The organism is Paracoccus denitrificans (genome assembly GCF_900100045.1).
GTDB lineage: Bacteria > Pseudomonadota > Alphaproteobacteria > Rhodobacterales > Rhodobacteraceae > Paracoccus > Paracoccus denitrificans.
Genome location: NZ_FNEA01000025.1, coordinates 1 through 18,294, shown reverse-complemented (window position 1 = coordinate 18,294; position 18,294 = coordinate 1). Strand labels below are relative to the sequence as shown.

Annotated in this window: 15 protein-coding genes and 1 pseudogene; 11 read left to right on the top strand and 5 right to left on the bottom strand. The window is 68.3% G+C overall.

All coding sequences use genetic code 11. The features are described 5' to 3' along the window. Window positions 1–122: 122 nt before the first annotated feature. The 5 genes and pseudogenes from BLT64_RS27435 to BLT64_RS19260 all read right to left on the bottom strand — a co-directional run bounded on the left by BLT64_RS27435 (window position 123) and on the right by BLT64_RS19260 (window position 5,539). Window positions 123–591, bottom strand: a pseudogene (locus BLT64_RS27435) (aldehyde dehydrogenase family protein). 63 nt (window positions 592–654) lie between these two features. Continuing rightward, the gene (locus tag BLT64_RS19275; RefSeq protein ID WP_011750826.1) at window positions 655–1,410 is read right to left on the bottom strand and encodes an IclR family transcriptional regulator; all 756 of its coding nucleotides are present in this window, start codon (window positions 1,408–1,410) and stop codon (window positions 655–657) included. 97 nt (window positions 1,411–1,507) lie between these two features. Continuing rightward, window positions 1,508–2,584 carry an extracellular solute-binding protein gene (locus tag BLT64_RS19270; protein WP_011750825.1) on the bottom strand — a complete coding sequence of 359 codons (1,077 nt, stop codon included), beginning with the start codon at window positions 2,582–2,584 and terminating at the stop codon, window positions 1,508–1,510. Window positions 2,585–2,615: 31 nt separating this feature from the next. Continuing rightward, on the bottom strand, window positions 2,616–4,391 hold the full coding sequence (locus tag BLT64_RS19265) for an ABC transporter permease subunit (protein WP_011750824.1): 1,776 nt from the start codon (window positions 4,389–4,391) through the stop codon (window positions 2,616–2,618). After that, window positions 4,388–5,539, bottom strand: a complete 1,152-nt coding sequence (locus tag BLT64_RS19260) for an ABC transporter ATP-binding protein (RefSeq protein ID WP_254777246.1) — start codon at window positions 5,537–5,539, stop codon at window positions 4,388–4,390. The genes BLT64_RS19265 and BLT64_RS19260 overlap by 4 nt, the downstream gene beginning before the upstream one ends. Window positions 5,540–5,742: 203 nt before the next feature. Here BLT64_RS19260 and BLT64_RS19255 point away from each other — a divergent pair, with 203 nt between their 5' ends. Genes BLT64_RS19255 through BLT64_RS19205 form a run of 11 tightly spaced genes read left to right on the top strand, consistent with a single transcriptional unit; the run spans window position 5,743 to window position 18,265 of the window. After that, window positions 5,743–6,552 carry a CoA transferase subunit A gene (locus BLT64_RS19255; RefSeq protein ID WP_011750822.1) on the top strand — a complete coding sequence of 270 codons (810 nt, stop codon included), beginning with the start codon at window positions 5,743–5,745 and terminating at the stop codon, window positions 6,550–6,552. After that, the gene (locus BLT64_RS19250) at window positions 6,549–7,316 is read left to right on the top strand and encodes a CoA-transferase (RefSeq protein ID WP_011750821.1); all 768 of its coding nucleotides are present in this window, start codon (window positions 6,549–6,551) and stop codon (window positions 7,314–7,316) included. Before BLT64_RS19255 ends, BLT64_RS19250 begins: the two co-directional genes overlap by 4 nt. After that, on the top strand, window positions 7,313–8,512 hold the full coding sequence (locus BLT64_RS19245; RefSeq protein ID WP_011750820.1) for a CaiB/BaiF CoA transferase family protein: 1,200 nt from the start codon (window positions 7,313–7,315) through the stop codon (window positions 8,510–8,512). The genes BLT64_RS19250 and BLT64_RS19245 overlap by 4 nt, the downstream gene beginning before the upstream one ends. After that, a complete protein-coding gene (locus BLT64_RS19240; protein WP_011750819.1) occupies window positions 8,509–9,555 on the top strand; it encodes a 2-hydroxyacid dehydrogenase in 1,047 nt (348 codons plus the stop codon). Before BLT64_RS19245 ends, BLT64_RS19240 begins: the two co-directional genes overlap by 4 nt. A gap of 8 nt (window positions 9,556–9,563) precedes the next feature. Continuing rightward, window positions 9,564–10,241 (top strand): L-fuculose-phosphate aldolase, encoded by a 678-nt coding sequence (locus BLT64_RS19235; protein WP_011750818.1) that lies wholly within the window; start codon window positions 9,564–9,566, stop codon window positions 10,239–10,241. Further along, window positions 10,241–11,731: an FGGY family carbohydrate kinase gene (locus BLT64_RS19230; RefSeq protein WP_011750817.1), complete on the top strand. Its 1,491-nt coding sequence runs from the start codon at window positions 10,241–10,243 to the stop codon at window positions 11,729–11,731. The genes BLT64_RS19235 and BLT64_RS19230 overlap by 1 nt, the downstream gene beginning before the upstream one ends. Beyond that, window positions 11,728–13,272 (top strand): acetolactate synthase large subunit, encoded by a 1,545-nt coding sequence (locus BLT64_RS19225; RefSeq protein ID WP_011750816.1) that lies wholly within the window; start codon window positions 11,728–11,730, stop codon window positions 13,270–13,272. The genes BLT64_RS19230 and BLT64_RS19225 overlap by 4 nt, the downstream gene beginning before the upstream one ends. A 12-nt stretch (window positions 13,273–13,284) precedes the next feature. After that, window positions 13,285–15,600, top strand: a complete 2,316-nt coding sequence (locus BLT64_RS19220; RefSeq protein ID WP_011750815.1) for a molybdopterin-dependent oxidoreductase — start codon at window positions 13,285–13,287, stop codon at window positions 15,598–15,600. After that, window positions 15,597–16,175 (top strand): peroxidase-related enzyme, encoded by a 579-nt coding sequence (locus BLT64_RS19215; RefSeq protein WP_011750814.1) that lies wholly within the window; start codon window positions 15,597–15,599, stop codon window positions 16,173–16,175. The genes BLT64_RS19220 and BLT64_RS19215 overlap by 4 nt, the downstream gene beginning before the upstream one ends. Window positions 16,176–16,177: 2 nt before the next feature. Next, window positions 16,178–16,570, top strand: coding sequence for a rhodanese-like domain-containing protein (locus BLT64_RS19210; protein ID WP_011750813.1), 393 nt, complete (start codon window positions 16,178–16,180; stop codon window positions 16,568–16,570). A gap of 39 nt (window positions 16,571–16,609) precedes the next feature. Further along, complete coding sequence (locus tag BLT64_RS19205; RefSeq protein ID WP_011747436.1) at window positions 16,610–18,265, top strand: acyl-CoA synthetase; 1,656 nt, start codon at window positions 16,610–16,612, stop codon at window positions 18,263–18,265. Window positions 18,266–18,294: the final 29 nt, after the last annotated feature.

Here is an 18,294-nt window from a genome sequence, read left to right as displayed (position 1 = left end):
CGCATGTTCATGATATGTTCGTCAACCGGCCACGAGGACGGACATTCAGATTCGACGGTGCCTGCCATGGCATCGGCCGGGAAACCCGTTCGGGCTGAAATCACCCGAGCGGATGATTGTCCTCATGCGGTAGCCATGTCAGCAGGGTTGACGATGATCGAGCAGCCGGCGGCCAGCGCCCCCGACAGCTTGCGCACGATCTGGCTGATCGGAAAGTTCCAGGGCGTGAAGGCCGCGACCGGGAGCTTGATCGTCATCTGCGTGACACCCGGCACGCGCGGGATGATCTGGCCATAGGCGCGGCGACCTTCTTTGCCGAACCAGTCGATGACATCGGCAGCGGCCATGGCCTCGCCCTTGGCCTCGGCCAGCGGCTTGCCCTGTTCGCGGACCATGATGGCGGCGATGGCATCGGCGCATGATGCGATAGCGGTCGAAGGCACCGCTCACGCTCCAGACCCGGAAGCCGCGCGCGGCGGCGGCCAGCGCCGCGTCCAGATCCGTGCGTTCGGCACGGACCAGCCGACCAATTACAGCGCCGCTGGCGGGATCGGTTACCGCGATGCTGCGGCCTCGGCACCCGGCCGCCATTGGCCATGGATGAACAGAAGCGTGTCGGGATAGGCGGCGGTCATGCCATTCCCTTTTGCTGCTTCAGACGCGCGGGGCATAGCCCAGGGCCAGGGAAATGGCGCGGGCGGCCTCCATCACAAGCGGCGCGATCTCGCGCAGTTGCTTGCGCTTGATGCGCGAATCCGGGCCGGACATGCCGATGGCACCGGCAAGCTCGCCCGAGCGGTTCAGGATCGCGCAGGCGCAGGCGGCGATGCCCTCGCGCCATTCACCCTCGGGGACAAGGGCATGACCCTGCTCGCGCGCGATGCGGATATCCTCGCGCAGTTCGGCAAGCGTGATGCGGGTGGTGTCGGTATAGCGCTGCATCCGGCCCTCGAAGCGGTCGAGATAGCTGTCGGGCATCTGCGCCAGCATCGCCTTGCCGGTGGCGACGGTATAGGCGGGGGCGCGGGCGCCGACGCTGGTATGGGCGCGGATGTGGTGGGCGCTTTCGATCTTGTCGAGATAGACCACCTCGCTGCCGTCCAGAACCGACAGATGCACCGTCTCTCCGGTCTGCTCGGCCAGCCGGGCCATGGCGGGGCGGGCGATGCGGGTCAGGTCCATGCGGCGGATGACATGGCTGCCCAGTTCCCAGATCCGCGTGGTCAGCTCGTAATGGCTTTGCGGCGGCACCTGCCGGACATAGCCCTGCGCGATCAGCGTCGCGAGCAGGCGGTGGACATTGCTTTTCGTCAGCCCCAGCGCATTGGCCAGGTCGGTCACGCCCCGCGGCTGATCGCTGAGCGCAAGCGCCTCGATCAGCCGCAACCCCTTGATGAATGCCTTGTCCATGTCCGGCTTGGTCTTCCCTTGCTGGCGCGGGCCGGCGCGGCCCGCCCTTTTGTCATATATGCCCCAGGCCGCACCGAACAGGCCAGCCCAGGCATCATCACTGCGCCAAAAGCGCGTTCAGCTGTTCCTGGCCGTATTCCTCGTTCGTGGTGGTGCCGTGGCCCGAGGCGGCGCCCCAGTAATCCGGGCTCCATTCGATGGCCTTGGCCAGGTTCTCGGGGTTGTTGGCCCAGTATTTGCTGATCTCGGGATCGGCCTGCTCATAGACCAGGGGCGAGGGCAGCGCGACCGGATAGGCAGAGGTCAGTTCCGCCGCCCGCCTGGCATCCAGCCGCCAGGACAGCAGCTTCAGCGCGTTGTCGTAATGCGGCGCGCCCTTGGGGATCGAGAAGAAGTCGTAATAGACGAAGCCCTGGTTCCATTCGACTTCCAGCGGCGCGCCTTCCAGCGCCAGGACCGAGGACGAGCCGGTATAGGCCATGCACATGTCCGCCTCGCCATCCAGCAGCAGTTGCGGCGCCTGGGCCGAGGTGGTCCACCATTTCGAGACATGCGGCTTGATCTCGGCGATCTTCTTCAGCGCGCGGTCCATGTCGATGGGATAGATCTGGTCCTTGGGAACGCCGTCGGCCATCAGCGCGGCCTCCATGACAAAGCGCGGCCAGGCGGGCATGCAGCGCTTGCCGGGGAATTTCTCGGTATCCCAGAAGTCGGCCCAGCTTTTCGGCTGCGCATCGGCATAGGTGTCGGTGTTATAGACCATGGCGACGCCGATCACCTGCAAGGCCACGCCCTTGGGCCGCTTGAGGTTGTCGGGCATGGTCGCCAGCGTCTCCTGCGCCTCGGGCGACAGCTTGGCATAGTCGATGTCCGCCAGGCAGCAATCGCCCAGCAGCCTGGTTTCCTGGTCGAAGATGAAGGTCAGGTCCCATTCGGTCTTGCCCGCCTCGACCTGCGCCTTGATGCGGGGGCCGGAACGCGCCTCTTGCACCGTCACCACGTCGATGCCGGTTTCCTTCTCAAACGGGTCATACATGACCTCGCGCAACGCGTCGCCATAGGCGCCGCCGGGATCCTGCATCACCACCTCGCCTTGGGCCAGCGCGGGGCCGGCCAACAGCGTGCCCAGGGCCAGCGCCGAGACCGCGCCGGTCAGTCTGTTCAGTCGCAGCATTCCATCCTCCTCCATTGGAACGTTCTTGTGGTTACGCGGGCTTGCCGCGTGTCAGGACCGGCCGGGCCAGGATGATCCCGCCCACGACCAGCAGCACCTCCAGCGTCGAGACGACGGCCAGAACCGGGTTCAGCTGATAGTTGATGTCCGCCCACAGCATCAGCGGCAGGGTCTTCATCCGCGGACTGGACAGGAACAGCGACAGCACCAGTTCGTCGAACGAATGCAGGAAGGCAAAGAACACCGCCGCCGCCAGGCCCGGCGCGATGGCGGGCAGCGTCACCGTGCGGAACACCGTCAGCGGCGAGGCGCCATGCACCGCGGCCCCCTGCTCCAGCCGCTGGTCCACCGCCTGCAGCGACGCCGCGACGATCACCACCACGATCGGGATGCCGCCGATGGCATGGGCGGCGGCCAGGCCGAGATAGGTGCCGACCAGCCCCAGCTTCAGGAACAGCGCGTAAAGCGACAGGCCCAACACCACCGGCGGCACGATCATCGGGCTGACCAGCAAGAGCATCAGCGCGGATTTGTAGCGGATATTGCTGCGCACGATGCCCATGGCCGCCGTCGCGCCCAGGCTGACCGAGATCGTCGCCGAAAGCAGGGCGATCAGCAGCGAGTTGCGGAAAGCGTTCATCCAGTTGCTGTCGCTGAAGAATTTCTCGTACCAGCGCAGCGACCAGGCGGGCGGCGGAAAGGTCAGGTAGCTGGCCTTGCTGAAGGAAATCACCATGACGACGATGATCGGCACGACCAGCGCGACGATCACCGCCCCGCCCATGATCCGCACCGTCCAGCGTCCCCAGCCGGCGGACAGCAGCCCCATCAGCCGCAACAGCGGCCAGCCCAGCAGATCGGCCAGCACCATGCCGAACCCCCGGCGCGGCGCCTGCACGCGGGCTGCCGTGGCGACGGGCCTGGGCTTGCCATCGCCCAGCTTGCCGCCGCCCCAGATGAACTCGAACCCCATGATCCGGCCGGCGATGCCGACCACGACCAGGGTGATGACCAGCAGCACCACGGCAAGGGCCTGCAAGAAACCCTCGCCGGTAATGGAATCGGCCTGCTGGGTGATGTGCATGGCGAACATCTGGTCCCCCGGACCGCCCAGCAGCGTCGGCGTGATGAAAAACCCCAGCCCGGCCACGAAGACCAGCAGGAAACCCGCGCCGATCCCCGGCAGCGTCAGCGGCAGCAGCACGCGCCAGAACACCGCCAGCGGCCCCGCGCCCGAGGCCAGCGCCGCGCGCGTCAGGCTGGTGTCCAGCCGCGCCACCGAGGCATAGATGCTGAGCACCATCAGCGGCAACAGCACCGCCGTCATGCCCAAGAGCACCGAGCCCCGGTTGAACAGCAGCGCCAGCGGCGTGTCGATCAGCCCCAGCGTTTGCAGCAGCTTGTTGATCGGGCCGTTGCGCCCCAGCAGCACCATCCAGGCATAGGTGCGGATCAGGATGGCGATGAAATAGGGCAGGACCACCGCCGTCGCGATCAGGATCTGGGCGATGCCGCGCGTGCGATGGATCAGCAGCGCCGTGGGATAGCCCAGCAGCGCGCAGAGGCAGGCCACCGTAAAGGCAATCTGCATGGTGCGGATCAGCGATTCCCAGTAAAGTGGAACCGAGAACACCCGCTCGAAATGCGTGGACCAGGTCGGGCCGGACATGCTGACCCGGAACAGGTCGATCAGCGGCAGCAGGTAGATCACCGCCAGGAACAGCACCGCCGGCACCAGCAGCAGCACCGGGCTTTTCAGCCGCTGTGCCAGGGGCGTGCGGGAGGCGGCAAGGGTCGCGTCGCTCATGACAGCACCCAGCTGTCGGCGGCGCCCCAGCCGACATGCACCTGCGTGCCGACCTCGGGCAAGTCGCGCCCGGCAATGTCGGGGCAGCGGATCAGCAGGCGCTGGCCATCGTCCAGCACCACCTCGATGCGCAGCACCTCGCCCAGGAACAGCGCCGAGGTCACAGTCGCAGGCAAGGTGGCGGGCGCCGGGGCGGCATGGATCGCGATGCGCTCGGGGCGGATCAGCACCGTGGCGCTGTCCGCTGACACGCCATGGCGCGATTCCGCCTCGAAGACATGGCCGCCGGGGGTGCGCAGCGTCAGAACGCGGCCGTTTCGGCCCAGCACCTGCGCGTCGATCAGGTTGCTTTCGCCCACGAAACCCGCAACGAACCGGCTTTGCGGGCGGCGATAGATCTCGGCCGGGCGGGCCACCTGCACGATATGGCCCGCGTCCATCACCGCGATGCGGTCGGACATGGTCAGCGCCTCGGACTGGTCATGGGTCACGAACAGGATGGTCGAGCCGATGGCCTGATGCAGCTCGCGCAGCTCGATCTGGATCGATTCGCGCAACCGGCGGTCCAGCGCGCTCAGCGGTTCGTCCATCAGCACCACGCGCGGGCGCATGACGATGGCGCGGGCGATGGCCACGCGCTGCTGCTGGCCGCCCGACATCTGCGCCGGCAGCTTGCCGGCATGATCGGACAGCCGCATCATCTCCAGCGTCTCGGCCACGCGGCGGTCGGTGGTCTCGCGGTCGATCCTGGCCATGCGCATGGGAAAGCCCACGTTCTGCGCCACGGTCATGTTCGGAAACAGCGCATAGCTTTGAAACACCATGCCGAAGCCGCGCCGATGCACCGGCACGTTCTGGATCGGCCTGCCATCGACCAGGATCTGGCCGCCATCGAGGCTCTGGAACCCGGCGAGCAGGTTCAGCAGCGTGGTCTTGCCGCTGCCCGAGGGGCCGAGCAGCGTAATGAACTCGCCCGGCTCGATGTCCAGGCTGATGCGATCGGCCGCGACGAAGGCGCCGTATCTCTTGACCACCTCGCGGATCGAGATGCCGGCGCCGATCGCCCCTTGCGTCCGCACGGCGGCAGTGGTCGTGGTGCGGGGTGCTTCAAGGCTCATCTCGCGCCGTGCCAATGTCTGCACCATCATCTCCCCTTTCGTTCCGTATTGTAGAACGCTATTCTGTATTTTATTGTCAGCGCTCTGCTTCGCTTGTCAAGAATTTCCGACCGACTGAAGAAATTTCCGCAAAATGCCGCGATGGGAATGGATTGACTTGCCGGTTTGGCTCTGCCTATCATAATTTTCAGAACTATGTTCCGTATTTTGGAACAATAAGAGAAGGGAGCGACATGGCACAGGATCTGCGCGACATGGCCCGTCGCGTCACGCCGGGCATGTCGCTGGCGCTGCCGGTGGATTACGCCGGGGTCTCGATGGCGATGACCCGGCCGCTGATCGAGCATGGCGCGGGCGGGTTGCACCTGGTCTGCGTGCCGACCGGCGGCCTGCAGGTGGACATGCTGATCGGTGCCGGGCTGGTCGCCACGGTCGAGACCAGCGCCGTGTCGCTGGGCGAGGCCGGGGGCGCGCCGCGGTTCAACGATGCCGTGCGACAGGGCGATATCCGTATCCTCGACGCCACCTGCCCCGCGATCCATGCCGGGCTGATGGCGGCGCAGAAGGGCGTGCCCTTCCTGCCGATACGCGGGCTGATCGGCTCGGACGTGCTGGCGAACCGCCCCGACTGGCGGGTGATCGACAATCCCTTTGCAGCGAGCGATCCCGTCGCGCTGATCCCGGCGATCCGGCCCGACGTGGCGATCTTTCATGCGCCGATGGCCGACCGAGAAGGCAATGTCTGGATCGGCCGCCGGCGCGAGTTGGCCGCCATGGCCTATGCCGCGAGCGAAACGCTGGTCACGGTGGAACGCATCGTGGACCGCAGCCTGCTGGCCGACGAGATGACCGCCGCCGGCACCCTGCCCGCGCTTTACGTCAGCGCCGTGGCGCAGGCGCCGCGCGGCGCCTGGCCCTATGGCCTCTGGGGCGAATATGCCTCCGACACGGATGAGCTGATGCGCTATGCCGCCGCCGCCCGCACGGCCAAGGGCTTTGCCGAATACATGGCGGGCTTCGTGGGGCAGGAGGTGCCGGCATGAGCGCCGCCCTGCCCCGCGAGATCCTGATCTGCACCATCGCCCGGCTGCTCGACGGCGTGCGCCATGTCGCGGTCGGCGCCTCCTCCCCCATGCCTGCCGCCGGCGCGATGCTGCGCCGGGCGCTGGACGACGGACAGCGTCCGGTGCGGCTGTCGATCCTTGGCTCGGTCGAGCACAATTTCTTCACCAACGGCTCGGCGGAACTGTTCGACAGCGCGGGCCAGGGCCGGCTGGATGCCTTTTTCCTGGGCGGCGGCCAGATCGACGGCCAGGCCAATGTGAACCTGGTCGGCGTCGGCGACTATCCGCAGGTCAAGGTGCGCTGGCCCGGCTCGTTCGGCTCGGCCTATCTGTATTTCACCGTGCCGCGCGTGATTCTGTTCCGCGAAGAGCATTCGCCGCGCGTATTGGTGGACAAGGTCGATTTCATCAGCGCCCCCGGCACCAGCGCCCCCGGCGTCTATCGCACCGGCGGGCCGGTCGCGCTGCTGACCGGCAAGGCGCTGTTCCGCTTCGACAAGGCGCGGCCGGGCTTCACGCTGGAGAGCGTCCATCCCGGCCATGACCTGGACGAGATCCGCGCGGCGACCGGCTTTGCCTTCGACCATGCGGAAACGCCCGCCGCCACCCCTGCCCCCGACACCGCCACCCTGTCGCTGCTGCGCGGCCGGGTGCTGGATGAGCTTGCCGAAACCTACCCCGCCTTCGCCGCCGAATGGCGCAGCGACCTGGCGGCCCTGACCCGCGAAGGAAGCCCCGCATGATCAATCCCGGATCGCTCGCCAATCTTCGGGTCATCGACGCCAGCCGCGTGCTGGGCGGTCCCTATGCCGGCCAGATACTGGCCGATCACGGCGCCGATGTCGTCAAGCTGGAACCCCCTGCAGGCGACGAGACGCGCGGCTGGGGCCCGCCCTTCCTGGGCGATGCGGCCAGCTATTTCCTGGGCCTGAACCGCAACAAGCGCGGCATCGCCGTGGACCTGTCGCAAGAGATGGGGCGCGAGTTGCTGCTGGCGCTGCTGGAAGACGCCGATGTGCTGATCGAGAATTTCAAGACCGGCACGATGGAACGCTGGGGCCTGGGCCAGGACGAACTTGCAAGGCGCTTCCCGCGGCTGGTGCATTGCCGCGTCTCGGGCTTCGGTGCGGACGGGCCGATGGGCGGGCTGCCGGGCTACGACGCCGCGATCCAGGCGCTTTGCGGCATCATGAGCGTGAATGGCGAGGCGGGTGGCCAGCCGCTGCGCGTGGGCCTGCCGGTGGTGGACATGGTGACGGGCCTCAACGCCACCATCGGCATCCTCATGGCGCTGAGCGAGCGCGCGACCAGCGGCAAGGGCCAGTTCGTCGAGACCAGCCTTTACGATTGCGGCGTCTCGCTGCTGCATCCGCATTTGCCCAACTACTACCTTTCGGGCAGGGTGGCGGGGCCCTCGGGCAATGCGCATCCCAACATCTGCCCCTATGACACATTCGCCACCGGGACCGAGCCGATCTTTCTCGCCGTCGGCAACGATCGGCAATTCGCCACGCTCTGCGCCATGATCGGCCGGCCCGACCTGCCGCAGGACGCGCGCTTTGCCAGCAACAGCCAGCGCAACATCCACCGAGACGCGCTGAAGGCGGCGCTGGAAGCGGCGCTTTCCGCCTTCGATTGCGCCGGGCTTTCCGACCGGCTGATCAAGGCCGGCGTGCCCTGCGGTGCGGTGCGCAGCATCGACCAGGTGATCGCCGACCCGCATACGATCCACCGCGAGATGGTGGTGGATATCGGCGAGTATCGCGGCACTGGCAGCCCGATCAAGCTGTCGCGCACGCCCGCCAGCTATCGCCGCGCGCCGCCCGGCTTTGCCCAGCACACGGGCGAAGTCATGGCGGAACGCGCGCTGGACCCCGACAGCTATCGCGAGGTGCTGCCGGGTCCGGACCCCGAACAGAACGCCGCGAGGAAAGCATGACGGACAGCCTGACCATCGGCATCATCGGCGACGGCTTCATGCAGCCGGGCTTCTTTGAAACCGCACTGCGCGAGAAACTGCCCGGCCGCGAGCTGACCATCCGCAGCATGGAGATCGACTGGCCGCTGCGGCTGAAATCCACCAAATACGACCCCACCCTGCCGGTGGGCGAGTTCGTCGGCCGGCCCGAGGACTATTTCGACTTCCTCGCCGATCTCGACATCCTCATCACTCACCTGGCGCCGATCACCGCAGCAAGCCTCGACCACGCCCCGCGGCTCAAGGCCATCGCCGTGTCGCGCGGCGGGCCGGTGAATATCGAAATGGCGGCGGCCCGCGCGCGCGGCATCCCGGTGGTGAACACGCCCGGCCGCAATGCCTCGGCGGTGGCGGAATTCACCGTCGGCTCGCTGCTGGCGGAAACCCGCAACCTGATCCGCGGCCACATGGCCGTCGCCAGCGGCCGGTTCGGGCGCGAATTCTATCACTACGCCAATACCGGCCCCGAACTGTGCGAGCTGACCGTCGGCATCGTCGGCTATGGCGACATCGGCACACGGGTCGCGCGGCTGCTGCAACCCTTTGGCTGCGGCATCCTGATCTACGACCCGTTCAAGGAGCTGACGCCCGAGGAAACGGCCGCCGGCTTCGAAAAGGCCGAGTTGGACGACCTGATGGCCCGCGCCGACGTGGTGACGCTGCACCCCCGCGTCACGCCCCAGACCAGGGGCATGATCTCTCGCGCACGGATCGCGATGATGAAGCCCGGCGGCTATATCGTGAACACCACGCGCGGGCAGGTGCTGGACTATGACGCGCTTTACGACGCGCTGGTTTCGGGACAGTTGCGCGGCGCCGCGCTGGATACGTTCGAGCCCGAGCCGCCGCCCGCCGACTGGCCGCTGCTGAGGCTGCCCAACGTCACGCTTTCGCCGCATATCGCCGGCGCCTCGCGCTATTCCGCGATCAAGGCCGCCGCCATGATCGCCGGCGACATCGCGCTGATCCTTGACGGCAAGCCGCCGCTCTATCCCTGCAAGTGAGGCATCCCATGACCGACGAAGAACGCGCCCTGCGTCTTGAGCTGATCGAATCCTGCCGCGCCATGAACCGGCTGGGCATCAACAAGGGCACCTCGGGCAATATCAGCGTCCGTTACGGCGACGGCTTCCTGATCTCGCCCACCGGCATCCCCTATGACAAGCTGCAACCGGAACATGTCGTGGCGATGAACTGGGACGCGACCTATGAAGGCGCGGTCCAGCCCTCGTCCGAATGGCGCTTTCATCGCGACATCCTGCAGGCGCGGCCCGACCTGAACGCGGTGGTGCATACCCATTCGACCCATGCCACGGCGCTGTCGATCCTGGGGCGCGAAATCCCTGCGATCCATTACGTCATCGCCGCCGCCGGCGGCAACAGCATCCGCTGCGCACCCTATGAACTGTTCGGCACGCAGGAACTGGCCGACCGCGTGGTCGCCGCGCTGGAGGGGCGCCGCGCCTGCCTGATGGCGCATCACGGCGTCATCGCCGCCCATGCCACTATCGCCCGTGCACTGGCGCTGGCCGTCACGGTCGAGGAACTGGCCAGGCAATACCTGCTGTGCTTGCCCCTGGGCGAGCCGCCGGTGCTGTCGGACGAGCAGATCGCCGAAGTCCTGGTCAAGTTCAAGACCTATGGCCAGCAAAGCAGCGCCGCGCTGGAAGGGCTGCGCCAGGCGTCCTGATGGCTGTTCTGCTTTGCCTCGATTCCGGCACGACCTCGGTCAAGGCGGCGGCCTTCGACGGCGGCGGGCGCCTCCTGGCCCAGGCCGAGCGCCCGAACGGCGCGCTGCAACGCGAGGGCGCGCGGGTCGAACAGGACATGCACCGCACGCGCGCCGAAGCGCTGTCCGTGCTGCACGATTGCGCGGCGCAGGTGACGGAGCCCTTCGCGGGGCTGATCGTCACCGGGCAGGGCGACGGGCTCTGGCCGGTGGATGCGGGTGGCCAGCCGGTCGGACGGGCGCTGACCTGGCTCGACGGACGGGCGCGCGGGTTGGTGGCCGCGATGGCGCCGGCGCTGGACGCGGTGCAGGCGGCGACCGGGACGCGGCCGACCGCCGCCTCGGCCAGCCTGCAGCTTCTGTGGCTTCAGCAAAACGACCCCACCCGCCATGCCCGCATCGCCCATGCCCTGCGGGCGAAGGAATGGCTGTTCCTGGCGCTGACCGGGCGGCTGATGGCCGAGCCGACGGCGCTGCTGCCGGTCTGGGGCGACTGGCGCAGCGGCGCGCTGGCGCCGGTGGTGGCGGAAAGCCTTGGCCTGTCGCGCGGAGCCGATCTGCTGCCCGACCTGACCCCCGTCGGCGCGGCACGGGCCGAGCTGTCCCAAGCCGCTGCCGAAGCGACCGGCCTGCCGCCGGGCCTGCCGGTGCTGCTGGGACCGGGCGATGTGCAGGCGACACTGATCGGGCTGGGGCTGGGCAGCCGGGCCGGCGTCGGCCGCGCCTCGATCTTCGGCACCAGCGCGATCCATGCCTGCCTGCTGGACGACCCGACCGCCATGCCGCAGGCTCCCGCCGGCGCGATGATCCAGCAATTCGCTCTGGGGTCGGGCTATCTGTGCTTTCATCCTTGCTTCAATGGCGCCACGCTGCTGCATCACCTGTCGCGCCGCTTTGCCGACCTGCCCGCCGCACCCGCGCCGGATTATTCCGCCCTGATCCTGCACCCCTTCCTTGAACCGGGCGGAGAGCGCGCACCCTGGACCGACCCCCATGCCTCGGGCGCGATCATCGGCCTGACCGCAGCCGCCACGCCCGCGCAAATTGCCTGGGCGGGGCGCGAGGCGCTGGCCTTCGTCACCCGCGCCAGCCACGCGGTGATGGGCGCGCCCGGTGGTGCCTTGTCGCTGGGCGGCGGGTTGGCGGGCGACGAACATTTCGCCCAGTTCCTTGCGACCGTCACCGGCTGCACGGTGCAGCGCAGTCCCGGCAGCCATGCCGGCCTGCGCGGCCTTGCCGCCATCGCCGCGCGCTTCCTGCTGGACGCCCGCGACCCCGCGCCATGGGTCGGTTTGACCGGGCACGGCCTTGCGCCCGACCCCGGCCCCGTCGCAGCCTATGCCGAAGACAAATACCGTCTGTTCGCCACCCTGCTGGAGGCCGTGTCCCCGTTCTGGGAACCGCTCTCCGATCTGCGCGAACAGGCCGAAAAACTGATGGAGACCCCATGAACGGCGCCGATCTTCTGTGCGAAACCCTGCTGGCGAACGGCATCGACACCTGCTTCGCCAATCCCGGCACCTCCGAGATGCATTTCGTCGCGGCGCTGGACCGCCAGCCGCGGATGCGCTGCGTGCTGGGCCTGTTCGAGGGCGTGGTGACCGGCGCCGCCGACGGTTATGCGCGCATGGCCGAGAAACCCGCAGCGACCCTCCTGCATCTCGGCCCCGGCCTGGCGAACGGGCTTGCCAACATGCACAACGCGCGGCGCGCGCGCTCGCCCATGGTCAACGTGGTGGGCGACCATGCGACCTGCCACCTGGCCCTCGACGCGCCGCTGACCAGCGACATCGACAGCCTCGCCCGGCCGATGTCGCATTGGATCGGCCGGGCCGAGACCGCCGAGGCCGTGGGCCAACGCACCGCCGAGGCCATCGCGGCGGCGCGGGCCGGCGCGGGCGGCATCGCCACGCTGATCCTGCATGCCGACGCCGCCTGGACCGAGACCTCGGCCCCGGTCCCGGCAGCGGTGGTTCCCGCCGCCCCCGCCGCGCCCGATCCCGCCCGCATCCGCGAGGCGGCCGAGGCACTGCGCAATGGCAAGCGCACCACCATCCTCGTCACCGGCCGCGCCCTGCGCGCGCCACAGACCGAGATGCTGGACCGTATCGCACAAAAGACCGATGCCCGCGTCATGGCGCAGCAGGCCAATGCCCGGATGCAGCGCGGCGCGGGCCGGGTGGCGCTGGACCGCGTTCCGTATGTCATCGACCAGGCGCTGGCGACCTTCGCCGAAACCGAGCAACTGGTGCTGATCGGCGCCAATGCCCCGGTCGGCTTCTTCGCCTATCCCGGCAAGCCCGGCTCGATGCTGCCCGAAGGTTGCCGGGTGATCGCCATGGCGGACGCAGACGATGACCTGCCCGCCGCCATCGCCGCGCTGGCCGGGGAAACCGGCCTGGCCCCTGCCCCGCGACTGGCGGAACACGGCGCGCCGGACATGCCCGGCGGCGCGCTGACCCCGGACGCCATCGCCATCGCGCTGGCGCATCTGATGCCGCAAGACGCCATCGTCTGCGACGAATCCATAACCTCGGGGCGGGACTTCTTCCGCTCGACCCATGGCGCCGCGCCGCATGATTTCCTGCAACTGACCGGCGGCTCCATCGGCGAGGGCATCCCCATGGCCACCGGCGCCGCCGTGGCTTGCCCCGACCGCAAGGTGATCGGGCTGCAAGCCGACGGCAGCGGCATGTATACGGTGCAGGGCCTGTGGACGCAGGCGCGAGAGCGGCTGGACGTGGTGACCATCGTCTTTGCCAACCGCCTCTACAAGATCCTGCATGGAGAGTTGCAGAACGTCGGCGCGGGTGCCCCCGGCGAAAATGCCCGGCGGATGCTGGACCTGGACGATCCGGCGCTGGACTGGGTGCGCATCGCGAACGGCATGGGGGTCGAGGCGGCCCGGGCCGATACCGCCGAAGCCTTCTTCGACCTGCTGCGTTCCGCCATGTCGCGCAAGGGACCGTTCCTGATCGAAGCCGTGGTCTGAAGGGGGCCAGCCATGATCCGCCGCATCCCGCATTGCAGCCATTGGGGCGCCTATACGATCCTGGTCGAGGACGGGCGGATCGCAGGCGTCGAACCGCTGGCCCTGGACCCCGCGCCCTCGGCCATCATCCATTCCGTCGCCGAATGGGCGAAACCCGACCGCCGCGTGCTGCGCCCCATGGTGCGCGAAGGCTGGCTGGCCAAACGCGAGGGCAGCGACCGCCATGGCCGGGGCCGCGAGCGTTTCCTGGCCGTTCCCTGGGACGAGGCGCTGGATCTGGTCGCCGGCGAGATCGCGCGCGTCGCAGGCAGCTTCGGCAATGCCGCGATCTTTGCCGGCAGCTACGGCTGGACCTCTTGCGGGCGGTTCCATCATGCCTCTTCGCTGCTGAAACGGATGCTGAACCTGGCAGGCGGCTATACCGGCCATGTCGATACCTATTCCATCGCCGCCGGGCCGGTGATCCTGCGCCATGTGCTGGGCGACGACCGTGCCTGCGGCGGGCAGGCCAATACGCTGGACGACATCGCCGAGAATACGGAAACGCTGGTGGTCTTCGGCGCCATGTCGCCCCGCACCGCGCAAAGCGAGGCCGGCGGCATCGGCGCACATTACCTGGAAGGCTATCTGCGCCGGATCGCGGAACGCGGGGTGCGGGTGATCCATGTCTCGCCGCTGCGCGACGACCTGCCGGATTGGGTGGGCGCCGAATGGTGGCCGATCCGGCCCAATACAGACGCGGCGCTGATGCTGGGCCTGGCAGGCGAAATCGTGATGGCCGGGCGGCACGATGCCGATTTCCTTGCCCGCTGCACCAGCGGCTCGGACGAGTTCCTGGCCTATCTGCGCGGCAAGCCGGACGGACAGCGCAAGGACGCCGCCTGGGCCGCGGCCATCACCGGCCTGCCCGCCAATGCGATCCGGGCCTTGGCGCTGCGGCTGGTGGACAGCCGCAGCATGCTGACCGTCAGCTGGGCCCTGCAACGCGCCCATCATGGCGAGCAGCCCTTCTGGGCGGCGCTTGGGCTGGCAGCCGTGGCGGGCCAGATCGGCCTGCCGGGCGGCGGGGTCGGCTACGGCTACGGCTCACTCGGCGGCGTGGGTGCGCCCTTTTCCGTCGGCAAGTCGCCGGGCATGTCGCAGGGGGTCAAGCCCATCGACAGCTTCATCCCGGTGGCACGGATCAGCGACATGCTGCTGAACCCCGGCGCGCCCTTCACCTATCAGGGCGAGACGCGGCACTATCCCGACACCCGGCTAGTCTATTGGGCGGGCGGCAATCCCTTCCACCACCATCAGGACCTGAACCGGCTGTCCGAGGCATGGACCCGGCCAGAAACGATCGTCGTCCAGGATCCGATGTGGACCGCGACCGCGCGCCGGGCGGATATCGTGCTGCCGGCCTCGACCTCGATCGAGCGCAACGACCTGGCCGGCAACAAGCGCTGCGACCTGATCCTGGCCATGCGGCAGGCCATCGCGCCGCTGGGCCAGTCGCGCTCGGATTTCGACATCTTCGACGCATTGGCCCAGCGGCTGGGCGTCGGCCCCGAGTTCAACGAGGGCCGGGACGAGATGGGCTGGATCCGGCATCTCTACGATGAAAGCCGCACCCATGCCCTGCGCGCGCATGGCTTCCTGATGCCGGATTTCGAGACCTTCTGGGAACGCGGCCATGCCCCGGTTCCGGTGCAGCGCAACCATGTCTATCTGGCCGGCTTTCGCCATGACCCGGCGGGCAATGCGCTGGACACGGAAAGCGGGCGGATCGTGCTGGGCAGCAAGACGCTGGCGCGGCTGGACCATGACGACTGCCCGGCGCATCCGGCCTGGCTGCCGCCCGCCGAATGGTTGGGCGAGGCAAGGGGGGACGAGTTGCACCTGATCTCGCACCAGCCGGCCGGGCGGCTGCACAGCCAACTGGAGACCGGCGCCGCCAGCATGGCCGGCAAGCGCCACGGGCGCGAGCAATTGCGGCTGAACCCCGCCGATGCGCAGGCGCGCGGCATCGTGGATGGCGCCACGGTGCGACTGTGGAACGCGCGCGGCGCCTGCCTTGCCACGGCCTGCATCAGCAGCGACACCGCGCCGGGCGTTGCGGTGTTGCCGACCGGGGCCTGGTTCACGCCCGTCGGGGACGGCCCGGAAATCTCGGGCAACCCCAATGTGCTGACGCTCGACATCGGCACCTCGGCCTTTGGGCAGGGCTGCTCCGCCCATACCTGCCTGATCCGCGTCGCCCCCCATGCCGGCGACAACCGCGACCCGATGCGGACCTATCAATCGCAACTGGCAGACATCCTGCCCGACCTGGAGGAGACCCCATGACCGAAACCGCCGACACCCCCGTCAGCCGCTTTGCCGTTCCCCGCCTTGCCGACATGCCCGAGGATATCCGCACCCGCATCGAGGCGGTGCAGGAGAAATCCGGCTTCATCCCCAATGTGTTCCTGACGCTGGCGCATCGTCCGGACGAATTCCGTGCCTTCTTCGCCTATCACGACGCGCTGATGGACCGCCCCGGCAACCTGACCAAGGCCGAGCGCGAGATGATCGTGGTGGCCACCTCGACCGTGAACCAGTGCCAGTATTGCGTCATCGCCCACGGCGCGATCCTGCGCATCCGCGCCAAGAACCCGCTGGTCGCCGACCAGGTGGCGATCAACTATCGCAAGGCCGACATCACGCCCCGGCAAAAGGCGATGCTGGATTTCGCCATGAAGGTCTCGGCCCGCGCGCAAGAGGTCGGGGACGACGACTTCGCCACCCTGCGCGGCCACGGCTTCGACGAGGACGACATCTGGGACATCGCCGCCATCGCCGCCTTCTTCGGCATGTCGAACCGGCTGGCCAACGTGTCCAGCATGCGGCCCAACGACGAATTCTACACGATGGGCCGCTGAGCATGGCTGTCGGCTACAAGCAGCTGCTGGCCGAGGCCGAGGCCGTGGTGCAATCGGTCACGGTCGATGAGGCGGCCCGGATGCGGGACGATCCGCAGGTGGTCCTGGTCGATATCCGCGACCCGCGCGAGCTTGAGCGCGAAGGGCTGATCCCCGGCGCCTTTCACGCGCCGCGGGGGATGCTGGAGTTCTGGATCGACCCCGACAGCCCCTATCACAAGCCTCGCTTTGCCGAGGGCGGGACCTATGTGTTCTACTGCGCCTCGGGCTGGCGCTCGCTGCTGGCGGCGAGGGTGGCGCAGGAGATGGGGCTGGACGCGCGGTCCCTGCGCGGCGGCTTCGGGGAATGGCGCAGGGCCGGCCAACCGGTGGCCGAACGCCCGGCAAGGGGATAGGCATTGTCCGACGCATCCGGGCGGATCAGGGGGAAAAGCATGACCGAATACGACGAGGGGCTGGAACGAGCGGCGGCCAACCACCAGCCGATGACGCCCATATCCTATCTGCGGCGGACGGCGCGGATCCATCCCGACCACCCGGCGGTGATCCATGGCCGCCAGCGCCACGGCTATGCCCGGCTCTGGGCCGATTGCTGCCGGCTGGCCTCGGCGCTGCTGGGCCGGGGGATCGGCCGGGGGGATACCGTCTCGGTCCTGCTGTCGAACACGCCGCCGATGATCCACGCCCATTTCGGCGTGCCGATGGCCGGGGGCGCGGTGCTGCATTCGATCAACACCCGCTCCGATCCCGCCACCGTGGCGTTCCAGCTGGACCACGCGGAAAGCCGCGTCCTGATCGTGGATCGCGAGTTCTCGGCAATGGCCGCCGAGGCGCTGGCCCTGGCCGGGGTGCGGCCGCTGGTCGTCGACTTCGACGATGCCGAATATCCCGACGATGCCCCCCATCCCAAGGGCGAACCCATCGGCAGCCTCGACTATGAGCAGCTGCTGGCCGAGGGCGACCCGGATTTCGCCGCCACCCCGCCCGGCGACGAATGGGACGCGATCTCGCTGAACTATACCTCGGGGACCACCGGCAATCCCAAGGGCGTCGTCTACCACCATCGCGGTGCGGCGCTGATGGCGTTGAACAACGTCATCCATGCCGGGATGGGCCGGCATCCGGTCTATCTGTGGACCCTGCCGATGTTTCACTGCAACGGCTGGTGCTTTCCCTGGACGGTGCCGGTGCAGGCGGGCACGCAGGTCTGCCTGCGCTGGGTCCGGGCGGGGGCGATCTTCGACGCCATCGCGGATCACGGCGTCACGCATCTGTGCGGGGCGCCCATCGTTATGTCCACGCTGCTGAACGCTGCGGCCGACCGGAAACGCGGCTTTCCGCAGCAGGTGACGTTCAACACCGCCGCCGCGCCGCCGCCCGAGACGGTGCTGCAGGCCATGGCGAAGGCCGGCTTCGGGGTCACCCATCTTTACGGCCTGACCGAGACCTATGGCCCGGCCGTGGTGAACGAATGGAATCCCGGTTGGGACGGCTTGCCGCCTTCCGGGCAGGCGGCGCGCAAGGCCCGGCAGGGCGTGCGCTACCTGTCGCTGGACGAACTGGCGGTGATGGACCCCGAAACCCTGCAGCCCGTGCCCGCCGACGGCCGGACGCTGGGCGAGGTGATGTTTCGCGGCAATGTGGTGATGAAGGGCTATCTGAAGAACCCCGAGGCCACGGCGGCGGCCTTTGCCGGCGGCTGGTTCCATTCCGGCGACCTGGCGGTGATGCATCCCGACGGCTATGTCCAGCTCAAGGACCGCTCCAAGGACATCATCATCTCGGGCGGCGAGAACATCTCCTCGATCGAGGTCGAGGAACAGCTCTACCGCCATCCCGCCGTCGCGCTTTGCGCCGTGGTCGCCATGCCCAGCGAGAAATGGGGCGAGACCCCCTGCGCCTTCGTGGAGCTGCGCGAGGGCGGCGAGGAGACCGAGCCCGGCCTGATCGCGCATTGCCGCGCCGGGCTTGCGGGCTACAAATGCCCGTCGCGGGTGGTGTTCGGGCCGCTGCCCAAGACCTCGACCGGCAAGATCCAGAAGTTCGCCCTGCGTGCGCGGGCGGCGGAACTGGCGCGGGCAATGACCTGAAGGGCGGGGACCTGAAGGGCCGGATCCGG